25 protein-coding genes, 5 pseudogenes and 1 riboswitch are annotated in these 26,981 nt (G+C 73.0%); of the genes and pseudogenes, 11 read left to right on the forward strand and 19 right to left on the reverse strand.

Features of this window, described 5'->3' with window-relative positions; genetic code table 11:
* Positions 1–5 precede the first annotated feature (5 nt).
* Complete coding sequence (locus tag ACIRNI_RS25390; protein WP_403554601.1) at positions 6–383, reverse strand: ArsR/SmtB family transcription factor; 378 nt, start codon at positions 381–383, stop codon at positions 6–8.
* A 119-nt stretch (positions 384–502) separates the two neighbouring features.
* Here ACIRNI_RS25390 and ACIRNI_RS25395 point away from each other — a divergent pair, with 119 nt between their 5' ends.
* Both ACIRNI_RS25395 and ACIRNI_RS25400 read left to right on the forward strand, forming a co-directional pair.
* Positions 503–2,479 (forward strand): heavy metal translocating P-type ATPase, encoded by a 1,977-nt coding sequence (locus ACIRNI_RS25395; RefSeq protein WP_403554603.1) that lies wholly within the window; start codon positions 503–505, stop codon positions 2,477–2,479.
* Positions 2,480–2,524: 45 nt separating this feature from the next.
* The gene (locus tag ACIRNI_RS25400; protein ID WP_403554605.1) at positions 2,525–2,761 is read left to right on the forward strand and encodes a hypothetical protein; all 237 of its coding nucleotides are present in this window, start codon (positions 2,525–2,527) and stop codon (positions 2,759–2,761) included.
* 9 nt (positions 2,762–2,770) lie between these two features.
* Here the strand turns inward: ACIRNI_RS25400 and ACIRNI_RS25405 are convergent, their stop codons facing one another.
* Positions 2,771–3,670 (reverse strand): LysR family transcriptional regulator, encoded by a 900-nt coding sequence (locus ACIRNI_RS25405; protein WP_403554607.1) that lies wholly within the window; start codon positions 3,668–3,670, stop codon positions 2,771–2,773.
* Between the two features lie 111 nt (positions 3,671–3,781).
* On the opposite strand from ACIRNI_RS25405, the gene ACIRNI_RS25410 reads away from it, so the two are divergent.
* Entirely contained in the window at positions 3,782–4,144 is a 363-nt protein-coding gene (locus ACIRNI_RS25410) for a YybH family protein (RefSeq protein ID WP_403554609.1), read from the forward strand.
* Positions 4,145–4,198: 54 nt separating this feature from the next.
* Here ACIRNI_RS25410 and ACIRNI_RS25415 read toward each other — a convergent pair whose 3' ends face one another.
* Complete coding sequence (locus ACIRNI_RS25415) at positions 4,199–5,116, reverse strand: NAD(P)-dependent oxidoreductase (protein ID WP_403554611.1); 918 nt, start codon at positions 5,114–5,116, stop codon at positions 4,199–4,201.
* A gap of 75 nt (positions 5,117–5,191) precedes the next feature.
* Here ACIRNI_RS25415 and ACIRNI_RS25420 point away from each other — a divergent pair, with 75 nt between their 5' ends.
* The gene (locus ACIRNI_RS25420; RefSeq protein ID WP_403554613.1) at positions 5,192–8,449 is read left to right on the forward strand and encodes a BTAD domain-containing putative transcriptional regulator; all 3,258 of its coding nucleotides are present in this window, start codon (positions 5,192–5,194) and stop codon (positions 8,447–8,449) included.
* On the opposite strand, the gene ACIRNI_RS25425 is transcribed toward ACIRNI_RS25420, so the two are convergent.
* The 4 genes from ACIRNI_RS25425 to ACIRNI_RS25440 all read right to left on the reverse strand — a co-directional run bounded on the left by ACIRNI_RS25425 (position 8,446) and on the right by ACIRNI_RS25440 (position 12,506).
* Positions 8,446–9,663 (reverse strand): GTP-binding protein, encoded by a 1,218-nt coding sequence (locus ACIRNI_RS25425; protein WP_403554615.1) that lies wholly within the window; start codon positions 9,661–9,663, stop codon positions 8,446–8,448. The two genes, ACIRNI_RS25420 and ACIRNI_RS25425, sit on opposite strands and share 4 nt — an antisense overlap.
* A 5-nt stretch (positions 9,664–9,668) precedes the next feature.
* On the reverse strand, positions 9,669–9,839 hold the full coding sequence (gene rpmF / locus ACIRNI_RS25430; protein WP_355359412.1) for a 50S ribosomal protein L32: 171 nt from the start codon (positions 9,837–9,839) through the stop codon (positions 9,669–9,671).
* Between the two features lie 83 nt (positions 9,840–9,922).
* A complete protein-coding gene (locus ACIRNI_RS25435; protein ID WP_403554617.1) occupies positions 9,923–10,462 on the reverse strand; it encodes a PadR family transcriptional regulator in 540 nt (179 codons plus the stop codon).
* A gap of 22 nt (positions 10,463–10,484) precedes the next feature.
* Positions 10,485–12,506: an FAD-dependent oxidoreductase gene (locus tag ACIRNI_RS25440; protein ID WP_403554619.1), complete on the reverse strand. Its 2,022-nt coding sequence runs from the start codon at positions 12,504–12,506 to the stop codon at positions 10,485–10,487.
* Positions 12,507–12,666: 160 nt separating this feature from the next.
* Between ACIRNI_RS25440 and ACIRNI_RS25445 the strand changes: the two genes are divergently transcribed.
* Positions 12,667–13,533: an MBL fold metallo-hydrolase gene (locus tag ACIRNI_RS25445; protein WP_403554621.1), complete on the forward strand. Its 867-nt coding sequence runs from the start codon at positions 12,667–12,669 to the stop codon at positions 13,531–13,533.
* Positions 13,534–13,585: 52 nt separating this feature from the next.
* Here ACIRNI_RS25445 and ACIRNI_RS25450 read toward each other — a convergent pair whose 3' ends face one another.
* The 7 genes from ACIRNI_RS25450 to dhaK all read right to left on the reverse strand — a co-directional run bounded on the left by ACIRNI_RS25450 (position 13,586) and on the right by dhaK (position 18,577).
* Positions 13,586–14,431, reverse strand: a complete 846-nt coding sequence (locus tag ACIRNI_RS25450) for an ATP-binding cassette domain-containing protein (RefSeq protein ID WP_403554623.1) — start codon at positions 14,429–14,431, stop codon at positions 13,586–13,588.
* Positions 14,428–15,177, reverse strand: coding sequence for a cobalt ECF transporter T component CbiQ (gene cbiQ / locus ACIRNI_RS25455; protein WP_403554625.1), 750 nt, complete (start codon positions 15,175–15,177; stop codon positions 14,428–14,430). The genes ACIRNI_RS25450 and cbiQ overlap by 4 nt, the downstream gene beginning before the upstream one ends.
* A 6-nt stretch (positions 15,178–15,183) precedes the next feature.
* Positions 15,184–15,564: an energy-coupling factor ABC transporter substrate-binding protein gene (locus tag ACIRNI_RS25460; RefSeq protein ID WP_403554627.1), complete on the reverse strand. Its 381-nt coding sequence runs from the start codon at positions 15,562–15,564 to the stop codon at positions 15,184–15,186.
* Positions 15,561–16,253 carry an energy-coupling factor ABC transporter permease gene (locus ACIRNI_RS25465; RefSeq protein WP_403554629.1) on the reverse strand — a complete coding sequence of 231 codons (693 nt, stop codon included), beginning with the start codon at positions 16,251–16,253 and terminating at the stop codon, positions 15,561–15,563. Before ACIRNI_RS25465 ends, ACIRNI_RS25460 begins: the two co-directional genes overlap by 4 nt.
* A 29-nt stretch (positions 16,254–16,282) precedes the next feature.
* Positions 16,283–16,519, reverse strand: a riboswitch (cobalamin riboswitch).
* A gap of 11 nt (positions 16,520–16,530) precedes the next feature.
* A complete protein-coding gene (locus tag ACIRNI_RS25470) occupies positions 16,531–16,953 on the reverse strand; it encodes a PTS-dependent dihydroxyacetone kinase phosphotransferase subunit DhaM (RefSeq protein ID WP_403554631.1) in 423 nt (140 codons plus the stop codon).
* The gene (dhaL, locus tag ACIRNI_RS25475; RefSeq protein WP_403554633.1) at positions 16,950–17,597 is read right to left on the reverse strand and encodes a dihydroxyacetone kinase subunit DhaL; all 648 of its coding nucleotides are present in this window, start codon (positions 17,595–17,597) and stop codon (positions 16,950–16,952) included. The genes ACIRNI_RS25470 and dhaL overlap by 4 nt, the downstream gene beginning before the upstream one ends.
* Positions 17,585–18,577, reverse strand: coding sequence for a dihydroxyacetone kinase subunit DhaK (dhaK, locus tag ACIRNI_RS25480; protein WP_403554635.1), 993 nt, complete (start codon positions 18,575–18,577; stop codon positions 17,585–17,587). Before dhaK ends, dhaL begins: the two co-directional genes overlap by 13 nt.
* Positions 18,578–19,954: 1,377 nt before the next feature.
* On the opposite strand from dhaK, the gene ACIRNI_RS25485 reads away from it, so the two are divergent.
* The 4 genes and pseudogenes from ACIRNI_RS25485 to ACIRNI_RS25500 form a co-directional block, all read left to right on the forward strand.
* Positions 19,955–20,671, forward strand: a complete 717-nt coding sequence (locus ACIRNI_RS25485; RefSeq protein WP_403554637.1) for a hypothetical protein — start codon at positions 19,955–19,957, stop codon at positions 20,669–20,671.
* Positions 20,672–20,674: 3 nt separating this feature from the next.
* Positions 20,675–21,124 carry a phage holin family protein gene (locus tag ACIRNI_RS25490; protein ID WP_403554639.1) on the forward strand — a complete coding sequence of 150 codons (450 nt, stop codon included), beginning with the start codon at positions 20,675–20,677 and terminating at the stop codon, positions 21,122–21,124.
* The gene (locus tag ACIRNI_RS25495) at positions 21,100–21,792 is read left to right on the forward strand and encodes a DUF3618 domain-containing protein (RefSeq protein WP_403554641.1); all 693 of its coding nucleotides are present in this window, start codon (positions 21,100–21,102) and stop codon (positions 21,790–21,792) included. The genes ACIRNI_RS25490 and ACIRNI_RS25495 overlap by 25 nt, the downstream gene beginning before the upstream one ends.
* Before the next feature lie 29 nt (positions 21,793–21,821).
* Positions 21,822–21,965, forward strand: a pseudogene (locus ACIRNI_RS25500) (AAA family ATPase); the annotation flags it as partial.
* Positions 21,966–22,048: 83 nt separating this feature from the next.
* Here ACIRNI_RS25500 and ACIRNI_RS25505 read toward each other — a convergent pair.
* The 3 pseudogenes from ACIRNI_RS25505 to rpsA all read right to left on the reverse strand — a co-directional run.
* Positions 22,049–22,122: pseudogene (locus ACIRNI_RS25505) on the reverse strand (deaminase); the annotation flags it as partial.
* Between the two features lie 46 nt (positions 22,123–22,168).
* Positions 22,169–22,506: pseudogene (locus ACIRNI_RS25510) on the reverse strand (Imm21 family immunity protein); the annotation flags it as partial.
* A gap of 32 nt (positions 22,507–22,538) precedes the next feature.
* Positions 22,539–22,718, reverse strand: a pseudogene (rpsA, locus tag ACIRNI_RS25515) (30S ribosomal protein S1); the annotation flags it as partial.
* On the opposite strand from rpsA, the gene ACIRNI_RS25520 reads away from it, so the two are divergent.
* Both ACIRNI_RS25520 and ACIRNI_RS25525 read left to right on the forward strand, forming a co-directional pair.
* Complete coding sequence (locus ACIRNI_RS25520; protein ID WP_403554813.1) at positions 22,671–22,982, forward strand: hypothetical protein; 312 nt, start codon at positions 22,671–22,673, stop codon at positions 22,980–22,982. The pseudogene rpsA and the gene ACIRNI_RS25520 sit on opposite strands and share 48 nt — an antisense overlap.
* Positions 22,983–23,293: 311 nt before the next feature.
* Positions 23,294–23,482: pseudogene (locus ACIRNI_RS25525) on the forward strand (ATP-binding cassette domain-containing protein); the annotation flags it as partial.
* A gap of 189 nt (positions 23,483–23,671) precedes the next feature.
* Here the strand turns inward: ACIRNI_RS25525 and ACIRNI_RS25530 are convergent.
* Together ACIRNI_RS25530 and ACIRNI_RS25535 are read right to left on the reverse strand one after the other, a co-directional pair.
* Positions 23,672–26,218 (reverse strand): DUF4118 domain-containing protein, encoded by a 2,547-nt coding sequence (locus ACIRNI_RS25530; protein ID WP_403554643.1) that lies wholly within the window; start codon positions 26,216–26,218, stop codon positions 23,672–23,674.
* 45 nt (positions 26,219–26,263) lie between these two features.
* On the reverse strand, positions 26,264–26,950 hold the full coding sequence (locus tag ACIRNI_RS25535; RefSeq protein WP_403554644.1) for a response regulator: 687 nt from the start codon (positions 26,948–26,950) through the stop codon (positions 26,264–26,266).
* Positions 26,951–26,981 lie beyond the last annotated feature (31 nt).

Raw genomic sequence — 26,981 nt, forward strand, 5'->3', positions numbered from 1 at the left:
TCCGTCTAGGACTGCCCAGTATCCACGGCGGAGTGGGGCAGATCACGCGCGCCCAGCCGAAGGTGCTCGATGTGGTACACGGCCTCGTCCAGCAGTTGGGCCACGTGGTTGTCGTAGAGGCTGTACTCGATCCGGCGGCCCTGGCGGACGCCGGTGACCAGGCCCAGCGCCCGCAGCAGGCGCAGCTGGTGCGAGACGGCGGACTGCTCCATGGCGACCGACTCCGCGAGCTCTGTCACCCCGCAGGGGCCCTGGCGCAGCCGGGTCAGGATCATCAGCCGGGACGGCGTGGCGAGGGCCTGCAGCGTGGCGGCGATGGTGGCCGCGGACTCCGCGTCGAGGCGGGCTGCGGGGGTCGTCTCGCCATGCACTCCGTGTCCCATGCAGGTCATCGTAACCGCGTGTCCGCACGTACAAATGAAGACCTCTTCATGTGTTCGGGTATGGTGGGGCCGTACTCCCCGTCCCCCGCCCCGTGCGTCCCCTGGAGAGGTGTGCCCCGATGGCTTCCCCGGTGCTCGACACCGACCGGTCCGCTTCCCGGTCCGCGGCTCCTGCCGCCGCTCCCGCGCCCCCCGCCCGCCGGACCCGGCTGCTCGCCCTGCCCGAAGTGCGCTGGGCGGCCCTGTCCGCCGTCGCCTTCCTGGCGGCGTTCCCGCTCGACCTGGCCGGGGCTCCGGCGTGGGCCTGGGGCCCGCTCTACGCCCTCTGCTACGCCGCCGGCGGCTGGGAGCCGGGCTGGGCCGGACTCCAGGCGCTGCGCGAGAAGTCCCTCGACGTCGACCTGCTCATGGTCGTCGCGGCCCTCGGCGCCGCCTCGATCGGCCAGTTCCTGGACGGCGGGCTGCTCATCGTCATCTTCGCCGTCTCCGGCGCGCTGGAGGCCCTCGCGACCCGGCGTACCGCCGACTCGGTGCGCGGACTGCTCGACCTCGCCCCCGCCAAGGCCGTACGGCTGGCGGACACCGGGGAGGAACCGGTGGACGTGGCCGACCTGCGGGTCGGCGACCTCGTCCTCGTACGGCCGGGGGAGCGGCTCCCCGCCGACGGCACGGTCCTCGACGGCGCGAGCGACGTCGACCAGGCCACCATCACCGGCGAACCGCTGCCCGCCGCCAAGGCTCCCGGTGACGAGGTCTTCGCGGGCACCCTGAACGGCACCGGCGCCCTGCGCGTCCGCGTCGACAAGGACGCCTCCGAGTCGGTCATCGCCCGGATCGTCGCCATGGTCGAGGAGGCCAGCGCGACGAAGGCCCCGACCCAGCTGTTCATCGAGAAGATCGAGCAGCGCTACTCGGTGGGCGTGGTCGTCGCGACCCTGGCGCTGTTCGCCGTGCCGCTCGCCCTCGGCGCGGACTTCACCGAAACGCTGCTGCGGGCCATGACCTTCATGATCGTGGCCTCACCGTGCGCGGTCGTCCTCGCCACCATGCCGCCGCTGCTGTCCGCCATCGCCAACGCCGGGCGCCACGGCGTCCTCGTCAAGTCGGCCGTCGTGATGGAGCGCCTCGGCCAGGTCGACCGCGTGGCCCTGGACAAGACCGGCACCCTCACCGAGGGGGCGCCGCGCGTCACCGACATCCGGCTGCTCACCGACCACGACACCGTCACCGACGCCGTCACCGAGTCGGAGGTCCTGTCCCTCGCCGCCGCGGCCGAGCTCCCCAGCGAACACCCCCTGGCCCGCGCGGTCGTCGCGGCCGCGCGCGAGCGCGACCTGCCGGTGCCCGAGGCCACCGGCTTCGCCTCCACCCCGGGCGTCGGGGTCCGGGCCGTCGTCGAGGGGCGGGAGGTCACGGTCGGCCGCCCGGACGCCCCGTCCGACACCGTGCGCGAGGTCGAGGCCGAAGGCCGCACCGCCGTCGTCGTCACCGTCGACTCCATCCCCGTCGCCGTCCTCGGCGTCGCCGACCGGCTGCGCGACGGCGCCCCGGCCGCCGTCGCCGCCCTCGCCCGGCTCAGCGGCACCGCGCCCGCCCTGCTGACCGGCGACAACGAGGCCGCCGCGCGCCGCGTCGCCGCCGAGGCCGGAATCGGCGACGTACGGGCCGGGCTGCTGCCCGAGGACAAGGTCGCGGCCGTCCGCGCGTGGGAGAGCGCCGGGCAGCGCACCCTCGTCGTCGGCGACGGCGTCAACGACGCCCCGGCCCTCGCGGCCGCGCACAGCGGTGTCGCGATGGGCCGCGCCGGCTCGGACCTGGCCCTGGAGACCGCCGACGCCGTCGTCGTGCGCGACGAACTGGCCACGGTCCCCGCGGTCGTTGCCCTCTCCCGGCGCGCCCGCACCCTGGTCGTGCAGAACCTCGTCATCGCGGGCGTCTGCATCGGCGCCCTCGTCGTCTGGGACCTCGCCGGCCACCTGCCGCTCCCGCTCGGCGTCGCCGGCCACGAGGGTTCCACGGTCCTCGTCGGCCTCAACGGCCTGCGCCTGCTGCGGGAGTCGGCGTGGCGGAAGGCACTGGGCACGCCCTCCAGCTGAGGCCCGCGTGCGCCGAGGACCGGCCCTTCGGCAGAATGCGGAGGCATGACCGGCACCACACCCTCCCGCTTCCTGCGCCTCGTCCTGCGCGCCGACGCCTTCACCACCTCCACCCCCGGCACGATCACGCTGATCGTGGCCCTGCTCACGCTCCTCTTCACCGACACCGCCGCGGGCTTGGGCGCCGCGGCGGTCCTCTTCGCCGCGTGGGTCGCCGTCGGCTGGACCGGCCGCAGGTATGAGCGGCTGAGCGGGCGGAGCCGGGCAGCCGGAGACCGATGAGCAGGCCCCTCACGCACGTGGACCGTCCGCCCCGCCGGTGAACGCCCGTCGGCAGTGCCGCAGCAGCTCGCGTACCGCCGGGTTGTGCGTGCTCCGCCAGACGAGGGCGAGCAGTGCGGGGGTCGTGATGTCGTCGAGGGGGAGGGCGGTGAGGCGGTCGCCGTAGTGCCGGGCCATCGAATCGCTGAGGACGGCGACGCCCAGACCGCGGGCGGCGAGGTCGGCGATGGCGTCCGGGGCGCTGGCCTCCAGGGCGATCGGGGGCCGGACGCCCTGGGCCGCGCAGGCGTCGTCGAACACCGCGCGCAGGCCGGTGCCGGGCGGCATGCAGACCAGCGGGTGGGAGCACGCGTCGCGCAGGGTGACGCGCCGGCGCCGCGCCAGGGGGTGCCCGGCCGGGACCGCGACGCAGAGCCGCTCGTCGATGAGGGTCAGCGCGTCCAGCCCCTCCGGGACGGCGGCCGCGGCCCCGATCAGGGCCAGATCGAGGGTGCCCGCGCGCACCGCCTCGGCGAGCCGGTCGGAGCGGTCCTCCAGCAGTGAGAGCTCCACCCCGGGATGCGCTCCGCGGAACATGGCGAGCGCGTCGAACAGCGGCGTGACGGTGCAGCCGCTGACCATCCCGACGGTCACGCGGCCGCGGATCAGGTCCGTCACCTCGCCCACCGCCTGGCCGACGGCCCGGGCGGCGGCGAGAGCGGCGCGGGCCGGTTCGAGGGCCGCCTTCCCCGCGACGGTGAGGGTGACGGTCCGCGCGGAACGGTCGAACAGCTCGGCTCCGAGCTCCCGTTCCAACTGCCGGATCTGCGCGCTGACGCCGGACTGGCTGATGCGCACCCGCTCCGCGGCCCGGGTGAAGTTGCGCTCCTCGGCGACGGCGACGAAGTACTCCAGCTGCCTCAATTCCATGACTGAGGATTCTAGTTCTCAGAAGAACCATCTGTTGGACTTCTGATCGGGAGGTCGCGAGGATCGGAAGCGCTGAAAGACCGACACCAACCCCGCCTCCAGGAGGAATCCATGCCGGAGTACGAGAAGGCCATGCGCCCCGAGGACATCACCCGCCTGCTCGTCGAACGCTCCAACGCCGGCGACGCGGCCGGAGTCGCCGCGCTCTACGAGGAGGACGCCGTGCTGGCCTATCCCCCCGGCCGGCAGACGGTGGGCCGTGAGGCGATCCGCACCCTGTGGGAGAAGGTGCTCGCGGGCGGGGCGCGGTTCGAGCCGGAAGAGCCCCTCCCGACGCTGATCAGCGGCGACATCGCCCTCACCTCGACCCCGCCGAAGGACGGAGCCGGCGCTCGCGCGCAGGTGGTCAGGCGCCAGCCGGACGGAAGCTGGCTGCGCCTGCTCGACCAGCCCGAGTTCGTCCCGCTGCCCTGACATACGGGGAGGCGCCCGGCCGGATGTCCCGGCCGGGCGCCTCCAGGCCGGCGGCTACGCCCGGCCCCGGAAGACCTCGACGAGGGCGGCATAGCTCGCACCGGCGTGGCCCGCGTCGATGGCGCGCTCGGTGAGAGCCTGGATGCGGGCCGGCCAGTCCGTGTCGACACCGACGGCCGCGCTCTCCCGCACCAGGTGCTTCATGGTGGCCAGATGGGTCTCCAGAGCGGCGTCCTCGGCCGGGTAGGCGCCGCGGTCGATCTGGCCGGCGTACGCGCTGATGAACCCGGTCACGCTGCCCACCCACTGGTTGGCGAAGGGCGCGAACGTGCTCGCGTCGACCTTCGCCGCGCCGAGCAGCGCGGCTCCGTGCAGGAACGCGTTGAGCGTGCCCCACATGACACCGAGGAGCGCCACGTCGTACAGGGAGGCGAGCCCGGGGTCCTCGCCGAAGAAGGTCGCCTTGCCGAGCCGGCCGAGGCTCTCGCGGTGCCTCTCGAAGGCCTCCGGCGCCCCGCTGAACAGCAGGAACGCGTCCGGGCTGCCGATCACCTCGGGGATGGCCATGATCGCCCCGTCCACGTAGTCGGCGGTCCACTCCGCCAGCTCGCGGGCCTCCTCGGAGGTCCCGGAGGTGAGGTTGACGAGGGTACGTCCCGCGAGGTCGTCCCGGTACGGGCCGAGCGCGTCGCGTACCGCGGTGGCGTCGCTGAGGCAGACGACGACCAGGGAGCTCGCCCGGAGGGCATCGGCGAGGGAAGGCGTGAACACGGCCCCGCGGGCGACCAGTTCGTCCGCCTTGCCCGCGGACCGGTTCCACACGGTGGTCGGGTGACCCGCGTCGAGGAAGGCTCCGGCGAGGGCCCTGCCCATCAGACCCAGGCCGATGACGGTGACGGCCTCGCCGCCCCGGTCGGCGTGCGATGCGGCGTCAGAAACATTGGTGTGTACGGCATTCGGTGTGTTCGTCATGGCACGACTGTGCGCGAGCGGGGTTCCGGTCCGTCTCCGGAAACGTTCCGGTGAGGTTGCGGGTAACGTGACGGGGTGCGTTTCGGAGTGCTGGGTCCCCTGGAGGTGCGGACGTCGGACGGGCGGCCGGTACGGGTCCGTGAGGCGAGGGTCCGCGCCCTGCTGACCGCGCTCCTGGTGCACCGGGGCCGGGCCGTCTCCGTCGACCGGCTCATCGACGCCCTGTGGGGCGACGCGCCCCCGGCGAACGACGTGCGCACCCTGCGGTCCAAGGTCTCGCTGCTGCGGCGCACCCTGGAGGACGCCGAGCCGGGCGGCCGCGACCTCATCGAGTCCCGGCCGCCCGGCTACCTGCTGCGGGCCGACGACGGCGCGGTCGACGCCGGACGCTTCGAGGCGCTGCTGCGCCGGGCGCAGGCGTCCACCGACGACCCGCGTGCCAGGGCCCGCCTGCTCCGCGAGGCCGCGGAGCTGTGGCGGGGCGAGACGGCGTTCGCCGACCACGCCGACGCCGATTTCGTACGCGCCGAAGCCCGGCGGCTGGAGGAACAGCGGCTGGCCGCGCTGGAGGAACTCGCCGAGGCACGGCTCGAACTGGGCGAGCACGCGCTGCTCGCCGGCGAGCTGGGCGAACTCGTCGCCGCGCACCCGCTGCGCGAGCGGCTGCGGGCCGCCCACGTCCGCGCCCTCTACCTCGCGGGCCGGCAGGACGAAGCGCTGGCGAGCCTCGCCGAGCTGCGCGACCGCCTGCGCGACGACCTCGGCCTCGACCCCGGCCCCCGGCTGGCCGCACTGCACGAGGCGATTCTGCGGCAGGACGCCGGCCTCGCCCCCGCGGCCGCCGCCACGGCGTCGCACGGGGTACGGCCGCACGGCAACCTGCCCGCCCCGCTGACCGACCTGATCGGCCGCGACGAGGACGTACGGCGGCTCGAGGCGCTGCTGACGAGCGAGCGGCTGGTGACGCTGACCGGCGCCGGCGGGGTCGGCAAGACGCGGCTCGCACTGGAGGCGGCCGCACGCCGCGCCCGCGAACTTCCCGACGGGGCCTGGCTGGTGGAGCTCACCACGACACGCACCGCCGCGGAGGTGCACGAGGCCGTCGCGGCGGTACTCGGCCTGCGGGACGACCCCCGCGTGCCCGCGCGGCCGGTGGCCGACCAGCTCGCCGACGCCCTCCGGGGCCGCGACACGCTGCTGGTTCTGGACAACTGCGAACACGTCGTCGAGCCGGTCGCCGAGCTGACCGCACAGCTCCTGCGGGCCGCGCCCGCCCTGCGGGTCCTGGCCACCAGCCAGGAGCCGCTGTCGGTCGTCGGCGAACGCCTGTGGCCCGTGGCGCCCTTGGACCTCCCGGACGCCGGCGCCGACGCGTACGGCCACCCCGACGCACGGGACGCACGGGACGCATACGGCACCGACGAGCCCGACACGGACAGGATGCTCCGCTCCAGCGCCGTACGGCTCTTCGTCTCACGCGCCACCGCCGCCGCCCCCGACTTCCGGCTCGAACCGGGCGACGCGCAGGCCGTCGCCACCATCTGCCGCCGCCTGGACGGCATCCCCCTCGCGCTGGAGATGGCCGCCGCCCGAGTGCGCCACATGCCGGTGGCCGAGCTCGCCGCCCGGCTCGACGACCGCTTCCGGGTGCTCACCGCCACCCTCCGCTCCGCGCCGACGCGGCAGCGGACGCTGCGCGCCGCCCTCGACTGGAGCTGGGGCCTGCTCGGCGAGCAGGAGCGGATCGTGCTGCGCCGCCTGGCGGTGTGCGCCGACGGATGCACGCTGGAGGCCGCCGAGGAGGTCTGCGCCGGCGGCCGGGTGCGCCGCGCCGACGTCCTCGACCTGCTGAGCCGGCTGGTCGACCGCTCGCTGGTCGCCCGGCACAACGGCCGCTACCGGCTGCTGGAGTCGGTCGCGGCCTACTGCGCCGAGCGGCTGGCCGAAGCCGGGGACGACGAGGTCCGGGGCGCGCGCGACCGCCACGTCGCCCACTACACCGAGTTCGCCGCACACGCCGACGCCCGCCTCCGGGGCCCCGAGCAGCGCCTGTGGCTGCGCCGGCTGGAGGCCGAGACCGCCAACGTCCGCGCCGCGCTCGACCACGCGGTACGCCACGGCCTCGGGGACGCGGCCCTGCGGCTGGCCGGCTCCATGGCGTGGTACTGGTTCCTGCGCGGCCGGTTCGCCGAGGCGCGGCGCTCCTTCGACCTCGCGCTGTCGGGCGACGGCGCCCCCGAACGGAAGGCCGCCGCCCGCGCATGGCGCGCCGGCATGTCGCTGCTCCTGCTCGACACGCGGTACGAGACCCACGACCAGGCGGCGGTGACGTCGTACGACACCGTCGACGACCCGGCGGGCCGGGCCCGTGCGCGGTGGTTCCTCGCGTTGAGCAGGACCGGGTTCGGTGATGCGGCGGTGACCTGCCACCTCGCCGAACGGGCGCATGCCGGGTTCGAGGAGGTGGGCGATCGCTGGGGTGCCGCCGCGGCGCTGGCGGTCCGCGCCGAAGTGCTCCTCTACCAGGGCAGGCTGGACGAGGCGCGGGCCGACGCCCGGCGGGCGCGGGTCGCCTTCGAGGAGCTCGGCGACGGGTGGGGCCGGCTCCAGGCCGCGTACACCCTCGGGGACCTGGCCGAGATGGCGGGCGACTACGGCGCGGCGGAGCGCCTGCGCGAGGAGGGCCATCGGCTCGCGAGCGCGCTCGACCTGTGGAACGACGCGTCCAGGATGCTGGCACGGCTGGGCCGCACCGCCGTGCTCACCGGTGACCTCGACCGCGCCGAGGACCTCCACGAACGCGCCAGGCGGCTGGCCGCCGCACACGCCTACCAGCGGGGCGAGGAGTTCGCCGAGGTGGGGCTGGGGATCGTGGCGCGCCGCCAGGGCAGGCTCGACGACGCCGCGGCGCACTTCCACGCCTGGCTCGACTGGTGCCGCCGGTGGGAAGGAGACCACGGCGTGGCGTTCATCCTCGCCGAACTCGGGTTCATCGCCGAACAGCGCGGTGACGCCGCCGCAGCACGGGAGCTCCACCGGGAAGGCCTCGGCCACGCCCGCCGCACCGGCGACCCGCGCGCCCTCGCCCTCGCCTTCGAGGGCCTCGCCGGAGCGGAGGCCCTGGCCGGCGAGCCGGTGCGGGCCGCCCGCCTGCTCGGCGCGGCGGCCGCCGCCCGCGACGCGGTCGGCACGCCGCTGCCCAAGGCGGAGCGCGGCGACGTCGACCGCATCACCGATCGCGTCCGCGCGGGCCTGGCGCCGGAGGCGTACGATCGCGCCTTCGCGCAGGGCGCGGCGGACTTCCCCGCGTGCGCGGGCCCCGAGATGCCCTAAACGCCGACGGCCGCGCGCGGGTGGTCGTGCCGGTGCCCGGGGCCTTCGTCGAGGTCGCAGGCGTCGTCCGCCCCGTGGACGTCCCACGCGGGGAACGAGTCCTCCCACGGGCCGCTCTCGCGCTCCGTCACCAGACAGGCCCCCAGGGCGGTGTGCAGCGCGTCGGCGCGCAGCTCCGTCCCGATGAAGACCAGCTCCTGGCCGCCCGGGGCGCCGTCCTCGCGGGCGCCGGACGGCTCGAAGCGGGCGACGGCGCCGGCCTGGGACCACAGCCCGGTCACGTGGTCGCGGCCGGCGAGCCGGAAGAAGCCCTTGGAGCGCAGGATGTGCCCGTAGGCCCCGCTGTCCATGCCCTCGGTGACGAACCGCCACAGCCGCTCGGGGTGGAAGGCGCGGTCCGCCCGGAAGACCGTGGAGGAGATGCCGTACTCCTCGGTCTCGGGGATGTGGTCGCCGTTGAGCTCCATGACCCAGCCGGGCGCCTGCTGGGCGCGCTCCAGGTCGAACAGACCGGTGCCGAGGATGTCCTTGAGCTCCACCCGGCCGCGCTCGGCGGTCAGGATCCGGGCGGCCGGGTTGAGCCGGGTGAGCGTGGCCACCAGCCGGGCCGCGTCCGCCTCCCCGACGAGGTCCAGCTTGTTCAGGACGATGACGTCCGCGAACTCGATCTGGTCCATCAGCAGATCGCTGACCGTGCGCTCGTCGTCCTCGTACGGGGCGAGGTCCCGCTCGGCGAGCCCGTCGCCGCCCGCCAGCTCGGGCAGGAAGTTCGCCGCGTCGACGACCGTGACCATGGTGTCGAGCCGGGCCAGGTCGCCCAGCGTGGCGCCGTCGTCGCGGGGGAAGGCGAAGGTCGCGGCGACGGGCATCGGCTCCGAGATGCCGCTGGACTCGATGAGGAGGTAGTCGAAGCGGCCCTCGCGGGCCAGCCGGTCCACTTCCTCCAGGAGGTCGTCGCGCAGGGTGCAGCAGATGCACCCGTTGGTCATCTCGACCAGCCGCTCCTCGGTGCGGGAGAGGGCCGCCTCACCGCCGCGCACCAGGGCGGCGTCGATGTTGACCTCGCTCATGTCGTTGACGATCACGGCGACCCGCAGGCCCTCCCGGTTGCCCAGGACGTGGTTGAGCAGCGTCGTCTTGCCCGCGCCGAGGAAGCCGGAGAGGACCGTGACCGGCAGGCGGGCGTCGGACGCGGTCGCCGTGGCCGTCGTCATCGTGCTCAGCCCTCCGGCTGGATCAGGCCGCGCTCGTACGCCTTCACCAGGCGCTGCGGCACCTGGTAGACGGAACCGTCGACCGTCACGGGCACCAGCTGGGGTGTCGACGCCTTCCACTGGGCGCGGCGGTGGCGGGTGTTGGAGCGGGACATCTTCCGCTTGGGTACGGCCATGACTGCGAGACCTCCATCGTCGGTACGGTGGCGGTCACGCTACATGGAAATGATTACCGTTAACAAACTCGGCGGGAGTCCCGTCAGTGATCGCGGTCGAACTCGGACAGCGCCTCCGTCAGCCACGCCGTCCAGAACCGCTCCAGCTCGATGCCCCCGCGCAGCACCAGATGGCGCAGCCGGTCCGCCTCGGCGGCGCGGCGCTCCGGCGGGAACTGCCGCTCCTCCATCCCGAGGTACTCCTCCAACTGCGCCTGGTGCAGCGCGAGATGGCGGCGCAGCTCGTCGGCGAAGCCTTCCGTCCCCACCACCGCCGCGGCGCGCAGCCGCAGCAGCAGGGCGTCCCGGATGGGCTTGGGGTCCTCGCTCCTGCGCACCCACGCGGTCAGCGCCTCGCGGCCCGCGGGCAGGACCTCGTACTCCTTCTTCTGCCCACGGGCCGGAGCCTGCGCGGGCAGGGCCCGGATGTGCCCCGCCTGCTCCAGTTTTCCCAGCTCGCGATAGATCTGCTGGTGCGTGGCCGACCAGAAGTAGCCGATCGACCGGTCGAACCGGCGGGTCAGCTCCAGACCCGAGGACGGCTTCTCGAGCAGAGCGGTGAGGATCGCGTGCGGGAGTGACATGACCGCATCCTAGAGACGGCTGCTACAGCGTGGCCGCCAGCCGCGTCCCCTGGTCGATCGCGCGCTTGGCGTCCAGCTCGGCGGCCACGTCGGCGCCGCCGATCAGGTGCGCGGACACCCCGGCCGCCACGAGCTCCTCGTACAGCTCGCGCCGCGGCTCCTGCCCCGTGCACAGCACGACCGTGTCGACCGGCACGGTACGGGCCTCGCCGTCCACGGTGATGTGCAGGCCCTCGTCGTCGATCCGCTCGTACGTGGCGCCCGCGACCATGGTCACGCCCCGGTGCTTGAGCTCGGTGCGGTGGATCCAGCCGGTCGTCTTGCCCAGCCCCGCGCCGACCTTGGACGTCTTGCGCTGCAGCAGGTGCACGGTGCGCGGCGGCTTCGGACGCTCGGGGGCGCGCAGCCCGCCGCGCCCGGCGTACGACGTGTCGACGCCCCACTGCCGGAAGTACGTCTCCGGGTCACGGCTCGCGCCCTCGCCGCCGTCCGTCAGGAACTCCGCCACGTCGAAGCCGATGCCGCCCGCCCCGATGATCGCCACGCGCTCGCCGACCGGCGCGCCGTCGCGCAGCACGTCCAGGTAGCTGACCACGGACGCGTGGTCGACGCCGTCGATGGCGGGCGTGCGCGGGGTCACGCCGGTCGCGACGACGACGTCGTCGTAACCGGCGAGCGACTCGGCGGTGGCGTACGTGCCCAGGCGTACGTCCACGCCGTGCTCGGCCAGCCGCGTACGGAAGTAGCGGAGCGTCTCGTCGAACTCCTCCTTGCCCGGCACCCGCTTGGCGATGTTGAGCTGTCCGCCGATCTCGTCCGCGGCGTCGAACAGCGTGACGTCGTGGCCGCGTTCGGCGGCGCTCACCGCGCACGCGAGCCCGGCCGGGCCGGCGCCGACCACCGCGACGCGCTTGCGCAGCCGGGTGGGGGAGAGGACCAGCTCGGTCTCGTGGCAGGCGCGCGGGTTGACCAGGCAGGACGTGATCTTCCCGCTGAAGGTGTGGTCCAGGCAGGCCTGGTTGCAGCCGATGCAGGTGTTGATGGCCTCCGGCCGGCCCTCCGCCGCCTTGGCGACGAAGTCCGGGTCGGCGAGGAAGGGCCGGGCCATCGACACCATGTCCGCGCGCCCCTCCGCCAGGATGCGTTCGGCGACCTCCGGGGTGTTGACGCGGTTGCTGGTGATCAGCGGCACGGAGACCGAGCCCATCAGCCTCTGCGTCACCCAGGTGTACGCGCCGCGCGGCACGGAGGTGGCGATGGTCGGGATCCGGGCCTCGTGCCAGCCGATGCCCGTGTTGATCATCGTCGCGCCGGCCGCCTCGATCTCCTTGGCGAGCGCCACGACCTCCTCCAGAGACGAGCCGCCCGGCACGAGGTCCAGCATGGAGAGTCGGTAGATGACGATGAAGTCCTCGCCGAGCCGCTCGCGCGTCCGCCGGACGATCTCCAGCGGGAAGCGCACCCGGTTCTCGTACGAGCCTCCCCACCGGTCGGTGCGGTGGTTGGTCGCGGCGGCGATGAACTCGTTGATCAGGTAGCCCTCGGAGCCCATGATCTCGACGCCGTCGTACCCCGCCGACTTCGCCAGCTCGGCGGCGCGCACGTAGTCCTCGATCGTCTGCTCGACCTCGGCGTCGGTCAGCTCGTTCGGCACGAAGGGGCTGATCGGCGCCTGGAGGGCGCTGGGCGCGACGAGGTCGCGGTGGTAGGCGTACCGCCCGAAGTGCAGGATCTGCATCGCGATGCGCCCGCCGGCCGCGTGCACCGCGTCCGTCACGACCCGGTGCTGCGCCGCCTCCTCCTCGGTGGTGAGCTTGGCCCCGCCCTCGTACGGCCGCCCCGCGTCGTTCGGCGCGATCCCGCCCGTCACCATCAGCCCGACGCCCCCGCGCGCGCGGGCCGCGTAGAAGGCGGCCATGCGCGCGAAGCCGTTCTCCGCCTCCTCCAGGCCGACGTGCATCGACCCCATGAGGACGCGGTTGGGCAGGGTGGTGAACCCGAGGTCCAGCGGGCTGAGCAGATGCGGGTACGGGCTCGGGGTCATGGGGCCTCCTCGGCGGGGTGTCGTCGCACCAGTTGTAGACGACGCCGGGCGCCTTGTGCAACAAGTTGCATAAGGCTCCGGGCGTGACCTGCGCTACGTACCCCCGCGTACCACCATGGAAGGAGGACGCCCCATACCCCAGGAGCATCGGAGCTCCGCCATGACCAATCTGAAAGCCGGCCGCGATGTCACCGTCCTCGCGGACTGCCTCGAAGTACCCGGGATCGGCTTCCTGCCGGTCAACGCGTTCGTGCTGCACGCCCAGGAGCCGGTCGTCGTGGACACCGGCCTCGGCCTGCCCGACCGCGATTTCCTGGAGCGGCTCGGCTCGGCCGTCGACCCGGCCGACGTGCGGTGGATCTGGCTGACGCACCCCGACCGCGACCACACCGGAGGACTGTTCGCCCTGCTGGAGGCCGCCCCGCGGGCGCGGGTCGTCACCACCTTCGTCGGTGCGGGGATCATGTCCACCGAGCGCCCGCTGCCCCTCGACCGGGTCTTCCTGCTGAACCCCGGACAGTCCCTGGACGTCGGCGACCGCACGCTCGCGGCGTTCCGGCCGCCGCTCTACGACAGCCCCGTGACGGTGGGCTTCTACGACGACCGCTCGCGCACCTGCTTCACGTCCGACTGCTTCGGCGCGCCGATGCCGGACGCGGACCTCGCCGACGGCGGCACCGCCGAGGCGGTCGCCCCCGAGGACCTGCGCGCCGGGCAGCTGCTGTGGGCGACCGCCGACAGCCCCTGGGTGCACAACCTGGACGTCGACAAGTACCTCGCGACGATCCGGCCGGTGCGGGAGATGGACCCGGAGGTGGTGCTCAGCACGCACCTGCCGCCGGCGACCGGACTCACCCCCCTGATGATCGACACGATCAGCGGCGCACCGGGCGCGGACCCGTTCATCGGGCCGGACCAGCAGGCGCTGGAGCGGATGCTCGCGGGCTTCGAGCCGTCCGGAGCGGCGGCCCGGGGCGACCCCGCCGAAGCCGCCGCCGCGACCCCCGTACCGGGCCCGCCCACCTGAGCACGCGGCCCCGGACGCCTACGCGCCCCGTGCCCCCACGCGCCCGTACCGCCTACGCGCCCCGTACCGCCGCCGCCCACTCCTCCAGCTCCTCCGGCGTGCGCGGCCCCGGCGCGTCCGCGCCCAGCAGGCCCCGGTCCCGGAGCACCCGGGCCACCGCCATGCCCCACGGGCGGCGCAGCCGGGCCGCGTCCAGCAGGGCGGCGTCCGCGAGGAGCTCGGCCACCGGGCCGGTGCGCAGGCCGTCCGGGGTGAGCACCGCCGCGTCGTCCGCCCAGCGCAGCGCCAGGTCCACGTCGTGCGTGGCCATCACGACCGTCGTCCCGGACGCCCGCAGCCGGTCCAGCACCTCCAGCAGCCGCTCCTGGCCGTGCGGGTCCAGGCCCGCCGTCGGCTCGTCGAGGATCAGCACCCGGGGGCGCATCGCGACCGCGCCCGCGATCGCCGCCCGCTTGCGCTGCCCGTACGACAGCAGATGCGTCGGCCGGTCCTCCAGCGCCGTGATGTCCAGCGCCTCCAGGGCCTCGCGCACCCGGGCGCGCACCTCCGCCTCCGCCAGGCCCAGGTTCATCGGCCCGAACGACACGTCCTGCCCCACCGACGCCGCGAACAGCTGGTCGTCCGGGTCCTGCACCACCAGCTGCACGGTCGTCCGCAGCCGGGTCAGCCCCTTCCTGTCGTACGACACGTCCTCGCCCGCCAGCAGCAGCCGCCCGCTCGCACACCGCAGGCCGCCGCTCAGCAGCCGCAGCATCGTGGTCTTGCCGCTGCCGTTGCGGCCGAGCAGCGCGATCGCGCGCCGCTCCGGCACGGCGAAGTCGATGCCCGACAGCACGGCGGGCCCGTGGTCGTAGGCGAATCCCGCACCGACCAGTTCCACGACGGCGTCACGCTTCATGGCAGGAACCTTTCGAGTACGAGGGTGACGGCGACGAGCCCCGCCAGCAGGGCGCCCGTCGCGGCCAGGAACCGCCGGGAGACCGCCGCCTCCGGCACCAGCACGCGCAGCGTGCCGTCGTAACCACGCCCGGCCAGCCCGGTCTGGAGCCGCGCCGCCCGGTCGAAGGCGCGGACGAACGCCGTCGCGCCGAGCCCCGCCAGCGACCGCCAGGCGGCCGCCCGGCTGGTCAGCCCGAGCCGCGCCGCCTGCGCCTCCCGGATCCGCCGCACGGCGTCCAGCAGCAGGAAACTGATCCGGTACATCACCAGCGCCACATCCACCACCGGCGCCGGCACTCCCGCCCGCACCAGCCGGGGCAGCACGTCCGAGACCGGCGTCGTGAACGCGAACAGCAGCACCCCGAGCGACGCCGCCGACGTCCGCAGCAGCAGCTGCCCGGCGTGCACGGGACCGTCCGGCGCGAGCGCCACCCACCCTTCCGGGCCGCCGACCTGGAACAGCAGCGGTACCGCGCCCGTGACGCAGAAGCGCAGCGGCACGCGGAACGCCCGCCACAGCTGCCGGCGGCCGACACCGGCCGGGCCCAGCAGCACGGCGAGGGTGGCGGCGGCCACCAGCACGGCCCCCGGCCACGGCGGCAGACAGATCGCGAGGACCGTCAGACCGAAGCCGAGCACGGCCTTCTCGCACGGGTGACGGCGGCGCCAGCGACTGCTGTGCGCCGCCGCGTCGATCGGCAGCACGGGCGGCTACTCGACCGTCGTCCGGGAGACTTCGGCGTCTTCGGCCGTGCGGGCCGTGTCGGCGGTACCGGCGGTCCGGTCCAGCGCCCGCGCCTCACCCTGCCTGCGGCCGCGCCGCAGCCCGAAGTAGTACGCCAGCACGCCCGCGCCGATCGCGGCCTGGAGCGAGAAGAGCGCCGACTCGATCTCACCGGACGGCGGCTCGTACAGCGGGCTGAACCACGGCTCGTAGTCCGGCTTCAGCTCGGTGATGGCGGTCTCGGCCTGGCCGTCCGCGCCCGTGAACGGCTCCTCCTTGTGGTCGCCCATGCCCAGCGCGAGCGGGAGCACGGCGAGCGCCACGACGACGAGCAGCAGCAGCGTGTTGATCCTGGCGTTACGGCTCATCGCGCCACGGCCTCCTTCTTCACGGGGTGCGTCGGCAGCACACCGAGGCGGGCCAGATCGCCCTTGCTGGACTGCGTCAGCAGCCGCATCACCAGCACGGTGAGCAGGCCCTCGCTCACGGCCAGCGGAAGCTGCGTGACGGCGAAGATCCCGCCGAACTTCGCCAGCGCCCCGGCGAAGCCGCTCGCCGGGTCGGGGAACGCCAGCGCCAGCTGCACGCTGGTGACGCAGTACGTGGACAGGTCGGCGACGAACGCCCCGAAGAACACGCTCACCATCAGCGGCACGTCGAAGCGGCGCAGCAGCCAGTACGTCGCGAAACCGGCCCACGGCCCGACGACCGCCATCGAGAAGGCGTTGGCGCCCAGCGTGGTGAGCCCGCCGTGCGCCAGCAGCAGCGCCTGGAAGAGGAGCGTGATGGTGCCGAGCACCGCCATGATCGGCGGCCGGAACAGGATCGCGCCCAGCCCCGTCCCGGTCGGGTGGGAGCAACTGCCCGTCACGGAGGGCAGCTTCAGGGCGGACAGGACGAAGGTGAAGGCGCCGGACGCGCCGAGCAGGAGAGTCGATTCGGGATGGGCCTTGACCTCGCGGGTCAGGGCCCGGACGCCATGGGCGACGAAAGGGGCGGCGGCGACGGTCCAGGCGACCGCGTGCACAGGGGGCAGGTACCCCTCGGCGATATGCATGATGTGGGAGACCCTCTCCAGCACCTCGTGGATGGACAACGCGCCCTGGCCGGTCTCCTGGCTGACGGGTCATGCAACGCCGCGGCTCCGCCTTCCCGGACACCACGGTCTCCCGTGGGGTTCCAGTGGCTTCCCGGGGTGGTTTCCCCGGAAGTGGAGCCGGACTTCCCGATCACAGTGGCGAGGGCCGCACCGGTACCGCACCGGTTTCCCGTACACCAAGGCCCTGCGACACTAGTGCGTTGACCAGGTACATCACAACCCGTCCCGCACGCGGTCACTCCTTGCGATAGCCGTACGCCTCCGACGCGGCCGCCACCACGGCCTCCAGGTCGCCGCCCGCCGAGGCGGTGACCACGACCGCCACCGCGCCCTCCACGAACGGCGCGTCGACCAGCCGCGTGCCCTCGGGAAGCTCGTCGCCCTCCGCCAGCAGCGCCTTCACCGTCAGCACGGCACTGCCGAGGTCGACCAGGACGGCCACGCCCGCCCCGGCGTCGACCGACGCCGCCGCCTCGGCGATCAGCTCGGCGCTGGTGCCGAGCCCGCCGTCCGCGGTGCCGCCCGCGGCGGCCACGGGCGCGGTCCCGCCGCCGCCCGCGAGGCCCTTCGCCAGCTCGGCCACCGACGACGCGACCGCCGCGCTGTGCGACACCAGGACGATGCCCACGCGCCCGCCCGCGCCCGCGCCCCCGCTCACCGGGCGGCCTCCGCTTCCCGCAGCGCCGCGATCAGCAGCGCCGAGGACGCCGCCCCCGGGTCCTGGTGCCCGATGCTGCGCTCCCCGAGATAGCTGGCCCTGCCCTTGCGGGCCTGCATCGGTACGGTCCCGAGGGCGCCCTCCTCGGCCGCCCGCGCCGCCGCGGCGAACGCCTCGCCCGGCGGGGCGGCGCCGAGCGCCTCGACGGCCGGCTCCAGCGCGTCGAGCATCGTCTTGTCCCCGGCCTTCGCCCCGCCGAGCTGCGCCACCGCGGCCACGCCCGCGCGCAGCGCCTCGGCCAGCGCGGCGGGAGTCACCTCGGCGGCGTCGCCCAGCGCCTTTCCGGCGCGCCGCAGCAGCGTCCCGTACAGCGGCCCCGACGCCCCGCCCACGGTCGAGATCAGCTGCCGCCCGGCGAGCACGAGCACCGCGCCGGGAGTCGCGGGCGGCTCTTTGTCCAGCACCTCGGCCACCGCCGCGAACCCGCGCCGCAGGTTGGCCCCGTGGTCGGCGTCGCCGATGGCCGAGTCCAGTTCGGTGAGCCGGTCCGCCTCGCGCTCCACGGCGGCCGCGGCGGCCGCCATCCAGCGCCGGAAGAAGTCCCTGTCGAGCGTCACGGGCGTCACGGTCCTCACATCCCCCATCGCAGAGCGGCCGTCCGCACCGGCGCGTCCCACAGCCGCAGCATCTCCTCGTCGGCCTCGCACAGCGTGACCGAGCAGCCCGCCATGTCCAGCGACGTCACGTAGTTCCCGACGAGGGTACGAGCCACCGGCACGCCGCGCTCGCGCAGCACCCGGTGCACCTCGGCGTTGAACCCGTACAACTCCAGCAACGGAGTCGCCCCCATGCCGTTCACCAGCAGCAGCACCGGCCCGCCGGGCCGCAGGTCCTCCAGGACGGCGTCGACGGCGAAGTCGGCGATCTCCCGGGAGGTCATCATGGCCCGCCGCTCGCGCCCCGGCTCGCCGTGGATGCCGACGCCCAGCTCCAACTCGCCCGGCGGCAGATCGAACGTGGGCCCGCCCTTCGCCGGCGTACTGCACGCGCTGAGCGCCACCCCGAAGCTGCGCGACGCGGCGTTCACCCGGCGCGCGATCGCCTCCACACGCTCCAGCGGCGCCCCCTCCTCGGCGGCCGCGCCCGCGATCTTCTCCACGAACAGCGTGGCCCCGGTCCCGCGCCGCCCGGCCGTGTACGTACTGTCGGCCACCGCGACATCGTCGTCGACCAGCACCTTGGCGACCTGTACGCCCTCGTCCTCGGCGAGTTCGGCCGCCATCTCGAAGTTCAGTACGTCACCGGTGTAGTTCTTGACGACGAACAGCACGCCGCGCCCGCTGTCCACGGCCGCCGCGGCCCGCACCATCTGCTCGGGCACGGGACTCGTGAACACCTCGCCGGCGGCGGCCGCCGCCAGCATCCCCGCCCCGACGAACCCGGCATGCAACGGCTCATGCCCGGACCCGCCCCCCGACACCAGCGCCACCTTCCCCTCGACCGGGGCGTCACGCCGTACGACGATCCGGTTCTCCACGTCCACGGTCAGCTCGGGATGCGCGGCCGCGATCCCGCGCAGCGCGTCGGAGACGACGGTCTCGGGCACATTGATCAGCATTTTCAATGGTTTCTCCCAGACGGGTTGTCAGGACGGCTCGCGAGCGGCTTCTTTGCAGCTCAGGTGCCGCTCTACGAGATGTCGACCTTGGCTCTCCACGGCACCCTGCGGCGCCTTCCGGCGGGGCTGGTGCTGACTCGATGCCGACTTTACTGATGATGTGTCGGCTGTCGGTGTGAGCGGCGCCGGGCCACTCGAAGTGCGACGTCACGGGTGTGGCATGTGATGGTTCCGCTTCACCAGCGACCGAGGGCTGGTTGCAGCCCTGCAGGCCATCCTGCACGCGTCATGCGATGAATATTCACCTTGGTGGGCAAGTCGACGTCGCCGAGCCGGTGGCCGGACGGCGGCGAAGCGGCAAGTGGTGGTGTCCATGGGGATGAGGGTGAAAGTGAAATCCACCCACGTGCGCAATTGGCGTTGCGCGAACTCGCCGGGCTTCTGCTGCAGGGGCTGAGCGCCGCCATGCGGTCGATTCTGCCCAGACGCTCCCCGAGGCGGCTTGATTCTCCCCGGATTCTCCCCAGCCGGCACTGCTTCGGTAGGAGCATCGCCCCCGGTCAAGGCTAGTTCTCGGCTCCGAGAAGGCGGCTACGCATAGTGTCGGGGGAGGAGCACGGTCGTGTCATGCGTGTCTGGACGGCCCGTCCCGGCAGGAGCCTTCCGTGAGTGGCCGGCGGTTCGTGCCCTTGCCGTGCAGAGCGGGGTCGTCCTCGGTTGTCGTCCGATCACGCGACCTGGGTTTCTGCGAGCTCGTCGCAACCGCGATCAACGTCTCGGCCTCGGCTCGGCCTGCCCGGCCTGGGCCTCAGCGGCGGCCGGTCACATCGTGGTGACGTGTGGACCTTTGCCTCTTCTTCGGTTCGATGCTTCCAGATTGCCTGACCGCTTCGCGATCCGTGTCTGCTCGTGACGAACGCCCCTGCGTCATCTCGGCGAACCACCAAGTGCCCGCCACCACACATGACCACAACAATCCGTTCACCACCGCTGTCAGCCAGGGCGCCTGCTCCGCCCACCGTTCCACGGCAGTCAGCGCTGCCCAGCCGATCAGCAGCACGCAGGCAAGTCGTACACGTCGATGTGTGAACATGCGCCCCCGGCTACCCGGGGCAGTGGTGATCACACTGCCGGCGGACTGCTCGGGGCAACGTGCTGCCGCTGCCGACATGCGCAGGTGGCGCGCTTGGGGCACCGTGGGAACTGGAGCACTGCGCGAAGCCTGCCAAGAGAGGTTGCACCGTGACCGGGCGGGCCTGCTGCTGCACGGCCCCGGTGATGTGATCAGTGGTCCTCCCGCACAGTCCAGAGCGGTGCGTGGCTTGGATCGGGGTACGCGACGGGTGCCAGACAACCGATCGCTTCGAATGACCAGGAGGAGCTTTGAGCGACTTCCAGGGTACGAGCAGCTCGGGCCAGGACAGGTCTGCGGCAGTAGCGAAAACGGCTCAGGACAAAGCGAGTGAGGGTGCCGGGCTGGTGGGCGAGAAGGCCACCGAGGTGGTCGGCACCGCGAAGGAACACGCAGCAGAAGTCGCTCATCAGGCCACTACCCAGGCCCGCGACCTGATGGGAGAGCTGCGTGACCAACTCCAAGGCCAAGCGCAGTCCCAGACACACCGTCTGGCGGAGAACGTGCGCCGACTGGCGGACGAACTGCGGGAAATGAGCGAGAGCGGCAAGCCGGATTCCAGCGCCTCGGGCGTGGTGCGCCAGATAGCCGACGGCGGTCATCAGGTGGCTTCCCGTCTGGAGCAGCGCGGGCCGGACGGCCTCATCAGTGATCTGCAGGACTTCGCGCGGCGCCGACCGGGAGTATTCCTGGCGGGGGCGGCGCTGGCGGGGTTCGTCGTCGCGCGGGCCGGAAAGGGAATCAGCGCTGCGGGCTCGTCGGCAACCTCCGGTTCGGGAGCTGAGGGCGGGCAGCACCAGATTCCCTCAAGTTCGCAGGCAGGGTATGAGACCCAGGCTCAGTTCCAGCCGCCTGTCGCGCCTGGTTACGGGCAGCCCCCTGCGGCAGCGCCCCCTACGGCGCCTCCGCCGCCAGCGCCCGCGGCCCCACCGCCCTACCCGGGCCAGGCCCCGACCCAGGGGAGCTGAGCGGTGGCCACGCAGTTCTCCGAACCCGCCGAGACGGGCGCCCAGCATCCGCCGACCCCGCGCTCCCCGAAGTCAGGGGACCCATCGATCGGTGATCTGCTCAGCGAAATCAGCACCGACCTGTCGCAGCTGGTCCGCGACGAGATCGAACTGGCCAAGGCGGAGATCAAGCAGGAGTCGACGAAGGCCGGCAAGGCCGTCGGCATGCTGGGCGGAGCCGGCTACGCCGGCCACCTCGTCCTGCTCCTGGGCAGCCTGACCGTCATCTTCGCCCTTGCCAACGTCATGGACATCGCCTGGGCCGCACTGATCGTCACCGCCGTGTGGGCCGTGGCCGCAGCGGTGTTGTACAGCACTGGCCGCAAACGCCTGCGCACCGTCAATCTCAAGCCCGAACAGACCGTGGAAACCCTGAAGGAGGACGCCCAATGGGCACGACACCCGACGAGCTGAGGACCGACGTGGAATACCGCCGCGCCCACCTCGCTCGCAACGTCGACCTCCTGGCCGACAAGGTCACCCCCCGCCGGGTGGCCCAGCGGAAAGCGGGCGCGGCCCGTAACCGGCTTACCGGCATCAAGGAGCGTGTGATGGGCACGGCCCGCGACACCACCGGGGGAATGACGGACACCGCGCGCGGGGTCGCGGACTCCGCAGGCCAGGCGGCAGGGAGCCTTGCCGAATCCGCCAGGGAAACGACCGGTCAGGTCGGCGAAGCCATCCAGCAGGCGCCCTCCCAGGTCAAACAGCAGACCCAGGGCAGCCCGCTCGCGGCCGGTCTCATCGCCTTCGGTGCCGGCATGCTGACCGCCGCCCTCCTGCCGACCACCAAGGCGGAGGAACGGGCCGGCCAGCAGCTGCGCGAACACTCCCAGGAGCTTGTCGAACCCGTGAAGCAGCAGGCCATTCACGCAGCACAGGACGTCAAGGAAGAGCTGCGCCAGCCGGCTGCCGAAGCGGTGGAAGCCGTGAAGTCCACGGCTCAGGACGCGGCGCAGACTACGAAGGAACAGGCTCAGAGTGCCGGGCAGGACACTGCGCAGGGGCTGCGCGAGGTGGGCCGGGACGCCGCGCACGAGGTGCGTGACCAGACCGGCCGCCCAGGACAACCGAATACGTGACATACCGGTCATCCACGGGTGTCTTACGGACGAAGACGTTCACCGATCCCCGCCTCTGCGCGGCTGTCGTCGACCGCCTGACGTTCAACGGCGCGGTCATCGAGACCGGCACCGACTCCCACCGGCTCGCCTCCACCCGGGCACGAGCCGAGGAATCCGCCAAGGCCGGCTGACCGCCCGAGGCGCGACTCGACGGCCCGCCTCAGGGCAGCCCCGGGAGGCAGAACAGCCGGCTGGGGCCAGCCCTGAGGTCCGGTCACTTGCGCCAGAACAGGTGGTGCGTCACGCCGCTCGGGCTGGGCACGACCCCTCCAGGTGGAACCGGTCGAGCGCGGACCCTCCAGCGGTCGGCGGGCAGCGGGACCGATGCCTCGGTAGCCATCCCGCCTTCGGGGTACTCGATGCCCGAGCCGGAACCCGCTTCGGCGGAGTCCATGAGCACCGCCGGACCGTCCGAGACCCAGGTACCGCACTTCTCCCACACCGTGGCCGGGTCTGCGAGGACAGCATCTGCTGCGGCGCTCAGCCCGGCCTCGGTTCGGCGGCGAGCCATCGCAGGAACGCTCGGTGCTGGGGCAGGTAGCAGCTGGTCGCCGGCTTGTCCGCCAGCACCAGCGCCTGCGCTCCGTTCTCGTCGACGGGGATCGCGCCGGCCAGATCGTCCACCGCGCAGGCCCGGTCACAGTCGTCCGGGGCGGTGGCGTCTCCCGCCATAAGCGACGCGGGGGTGTTCCCGCGTCAAAGATGGCCGGTGCTGCCCCCTGGCGTGCTCCCCCCTCGGCGGCGGCCTCGTCGGCCTCGCGGGACTCGATGACCTGGGCCTGGTGCTGCTCGAAGCGCTGCTGCGCCTCGGCGTACTGGGTCTCCCACGCCTCGCGCTGGGCCTCGTAGCCCGGCAGCCAGTCGTTGGTCTCCGGGTCGAAGCCGCCGAGCCCAAGCGCACCCTGCACGTCGTGTGGCACATGGTCACCGCCGACCTGCTGCTCAGCTCCATCGTCTTGCTGTCCCGCGCCTTCGCGGCCGCACCCAGTACCGCGCTCGTGCTGTTCATCGCCGGCCAATACGTCACGTACGCGGTGGTGTTCCTCGTCGTCGCTCGGGCCGCCGACTGGCCACGGCCGCTCCTCCAGCTCCCGCAGCGGATGCTGCTGCTACCGGTTGGCATCCTCGCGTCCATCGGCACGACGTGAACCCTCGCCACCCCTCCGGTTCCGGTCGGCAGGCGGTGGGCCGGGGAGCCCCGGTCGAACCGGACGAAGTCGGTGATGAGCCACCCGGCCGGCAGGCTCTTCAGCCCCGTGTAGCCTTCGGCCCCCAGCACCCGCTCGTGGACACACCAGGGCCCTCCGCCTTCCCTCCGGAGTGACTCCGCTCCACGGAACCGAGCCGCAGGGGTGAGTCTCGCGGCCGCGGGAATCACTCGCCCCGCCGCCCGACTACTGCCCTGTAAGCGCGAGCGGGCTTTCTGCTCGTGGTGACCTGGGAGCGCGAAGGGCGTGTGATGGGCGGGCTGGATGTGCGCCTGCGGGGCGGCACGGCCGGGTTCGAGGCCGTGGCCGGGGTGGATCTGGAGATCGCCGCCGGTGAGTGTGTCGCGCTGAGCGGGACCAATGGCTCGGGGAAGACCACACTGCTGCGCGCCGTGCTTGGACTGCACCGGCTGGTGATCGGAACGGTGACGGTCGGCGGCACACCACCGGTGTCCAACCGCACTGCTACTTCGCCCGGGCCGAGGGCAGTCCGCTGAAGCACATGTTCCGCTACTTCCTAGTCGGCCGCGGCGACACCGCACCCGTCACCCGCGAGATCGTCCGGAAACAAGAACCCGACCCCGGCCGCCGGCCGGGCATCCACGTCGGCGGCTGAACGCCTCGCCCCACTACGAGGTCGCGCAGGCGGGGAGTCCGGGGCCGAGGGGAGCGGAGACAGTCGCGGCGGTCTTGAGGGTGAGGACCATGGTGAGGCCGCCGCCGGGGGTGTCCTCGGCGGTGAGGATGCCGGCCATCGACTCGACGAAGCCGCGGGCGACCGCGAGACCGAGACCGACGCCCGCACCGCGGGGTGCGTCGCCGTAGCGCTGGAAGGGCTCGAAGATGCGGTCCTTCGCTTCGTCGGGGACGCCGGGTCCGCGGTCGATGACGCGCACCTCGACGCGGTCGCCGAGCGCGCTGGCCGACACGAGCACCGGTGCGGTGTCAGGGCTGTACTTGACGGCGTTCTCGACGACGTTGGCGACGGCCCGCTCCAGCAGCCCCTTGTCGACAGCCACCATCGGAAGGGTTTCGGGGATGTCCAGCTCGACGCTGCCGTCCGGGATTCCGCGCAGCGCCATCGGGATGACCTCGTCGAGGTCGACGGGCCGGATGAGCGGGGTGACCGTGCCGGTCTGGAGGCGGGACATGTCCAGGAGGTTGCCGACGAGGTGGTCGAGGCGGTCCGCGCCCTCCTCGATGCCGGCGAGAAGCTCCGCCTGGTCCTCCTCCGACCATTCGACGTCGTCGGCGCGCAGGGAGGTGACGGCGGCCTTGATGCCGGCGAGGGGGGTGCGCAGGTCGTGGCTGACGGCCGCCAGCAGCGAGGTGCGGATCTTGTTGCCCTCGGCGAGCTTGCGGGCCTCCTCGGCCTGACCGACCAGGCGCTGGCGGTCCAGTACGACGGCGGCCTGGGCGGCGAAGGCGCCCAGCACCCGGCGGTCCTCGGCCGGCAGCGGCCGGCCGGTGAGGGCGAGGGCCATGTGGTCGCCTACGGGCATGTCCACATCGGCCTCCTCGGGACGGGCCACCGGCGTGGGGCCGACGCTGCCCGCACACGTCCACGGGTCCACATCGCTCGCCCGCTCCAGCAGCGCCACCGACTCCATGGCGAACGTTTCGCGGACGCGTTCCAGCAGGGCGTCGAGCGCGGTCTCCCCGCGCAGCACGCTGCCGGCCAGGAAGGAGAGGATCTCGGACTCGGCCCGCAGCCGGGCCGCCTGGTGGGTGCGGCGCGCCGCCACATCCACCACCGACGCCACCGAGACGGCCACGGCGAAGAAGACCGCCATCGCCACGATGTTCCTGGGGTCGGAGATGGTGAGCGTGTGGAAGGGCGGGGTGAAGAACCAGTTCAGCAGGAAGGAGCCGGCCGCGGCCGAGGCGAGGGCCGGGAACAGCCCGCCGAGCAGAGCCGCCGCCACCGTCAGGCACAGGAACAGCAGCATGTCGTTGGCGAGGCCGACGTCCGGCAGCACCCTGCTGAGGAGAAAAGTGAGCAGGGCGGGTCCGGCGACACCGACGGTCCAGCCCCAGACAAGGCGGGACCGGCCGAGCCGCGCGCGGCCGGACACGGGAAGCCGGCGCCCCTTGGCCGCCTCATCGTGGGTGACGATGTGGACGTCGAGGTCGGGTCCTGACTCCCGGGCGACGGTCGCGCTGACGCCCGGCCCGAAGACGTTCTGCCACGAGCGCCGGCGGCTGACCCCCAGCACGATCTGAGTGGCGTTCACGCCGCGCGCGAACGCCAGCAGCGAGGAGGGCACGTCGTCGCCTATGACGTGGTGGAAGGTACCCCCGAGGTCCTCGACCAGGGTGCGCTGGACTGCCAGCTCCTTCGGGGAGGCGGAGGTCAGACCGTCACTGCGGGCGATGTAGACGGCGAGGACCTCGCCGCCCGCCCCCTTCTCCGCCAGACGGGCCGCCCGGCGGATGAGCGTACGCCCCTCGGGCCCGCCGGTCAGACCGACGACGACGCGTTCGCGGGACCCCCAGATCTTCGAGACCCGGTGCTCCGTCCGGTACTCCTGGAGGTATTCGTCGACCCGGTCGGCCGTCCACAGCAGCGCCAGCTCGCGCAGGGCGGTCAGGTTGCCGGGCCGGAAGTAGTTCGACAGGGCGGCGTCGACCTTGTCCGGCCGGTAGATGTTGCCGTGCGCCATACGGCGGCGCAGCGCCTGCGGGGACATGTCGACCAGCTCGATCTGGTCGGCGCGGCGCACCACCTCGTCGGGAACGGTCTCCCGCTGCCGTACGCCGGTGATGGACTCCACGACGTCACCCAAGGACTCCAGGTGCTGGATGTTGACCGTGGATATGACGTTGATGCCGGCGGCGAGGAGCTCCTCCACGTCCTGCCAGCGCTTCGCGTTGCGCGACCCGGGGACGTTCGTGTGCGCGAGCTCGTCCACCAGAGCGACGGCGGGCCGGCGCTCCAGCACGGCTTCCACGTCCATCTCGGGGAAGACGGTGCCGCGGTACTCGATCTCCCGGCGCGGCACCTGCTCCAGCCCGTGCAGCATCACCTCGGTACGCGGCCGGCCGTGGTGCTCCACGAAGGCCACCACGCAGTCCGTGCCCCGCTCCACCCGGCGGTGGCCCTCGGAGAGCATGGCGTACGTCTTGCCGACGCCCGGCGCCGCGCCGAGGTAGATCCGTAGTTTCCCGCGTCCCATGATTCCGACTTTACGTTTGATGACCGATACGGATCGTTCGCGTGCTTACGCCTCGAAGCGGTAGCCCATACCAGGCTCCGTGGTGAAGTGCCGCGGATGGGAGGGATCCGGCTCCAGCTTGCGGCGCAGCTGCGCCATGTAGACCCGCAGGTAGTTGGTCTCCGTGCCGTACGACGGGCCCCAGACCTCCTGGAGGAGCTGCTTCTGGGTCACGAGCCGGCCCTTGTTGCGTACGAGCACTTCCAGCAGGTGCCATTCCGTCGGGGTGAGCCGGACGTCCCGGCCGTCGCGGTTGACCTTCTTCGCCGCCAGGTCGATGGTGAACGCGGCGGACTCGACCACCACCACGTCGTCCAGCCCGGGAGCGGCCGGCTCCGCTCTGCGGACGGCGGCGCGCAGCCGCGCCAGGAGCTCGTCCATGCCGAAGGGCTTGGTGACGTAGTCGTCCGCCCCGGCGTCCAGCGCCCCGACCTTCTCGTCGGAGGTATGGCGGGCGGAGAGCACGATGATCGGTACGCGGGTCCAGCCGCGCAGGCCCTTGATGACGTCGACGCCGTCCATGTCCGGCAGTCCCAGGTCGAGGACGACCACGTCGGGGTGGCGCGCGGCGGCCAGGTCGAGCGCCGTGGCACCGTCGGGCGCGGCGTCGACCTCGTACTTGCGCGCCTTCAGGTTGATCACGAGGGCGCGCACGATCTGCGGCTCGTCCTCCACCACCAGAACCCGCGTCATGAGCTCCTGCCTTCTGTGTATCGGTCGGTCG

The organism is Streptomyces sp. NPDC093546 (assembly GCF_044765045.1).
In the GTDB taxonomy this organism is placed as follows: domain Bacteria; phylum Actinomycetota; class Actinomycetes; order Streptomycetales; family Streptomycetaceae; genus Streptomyces.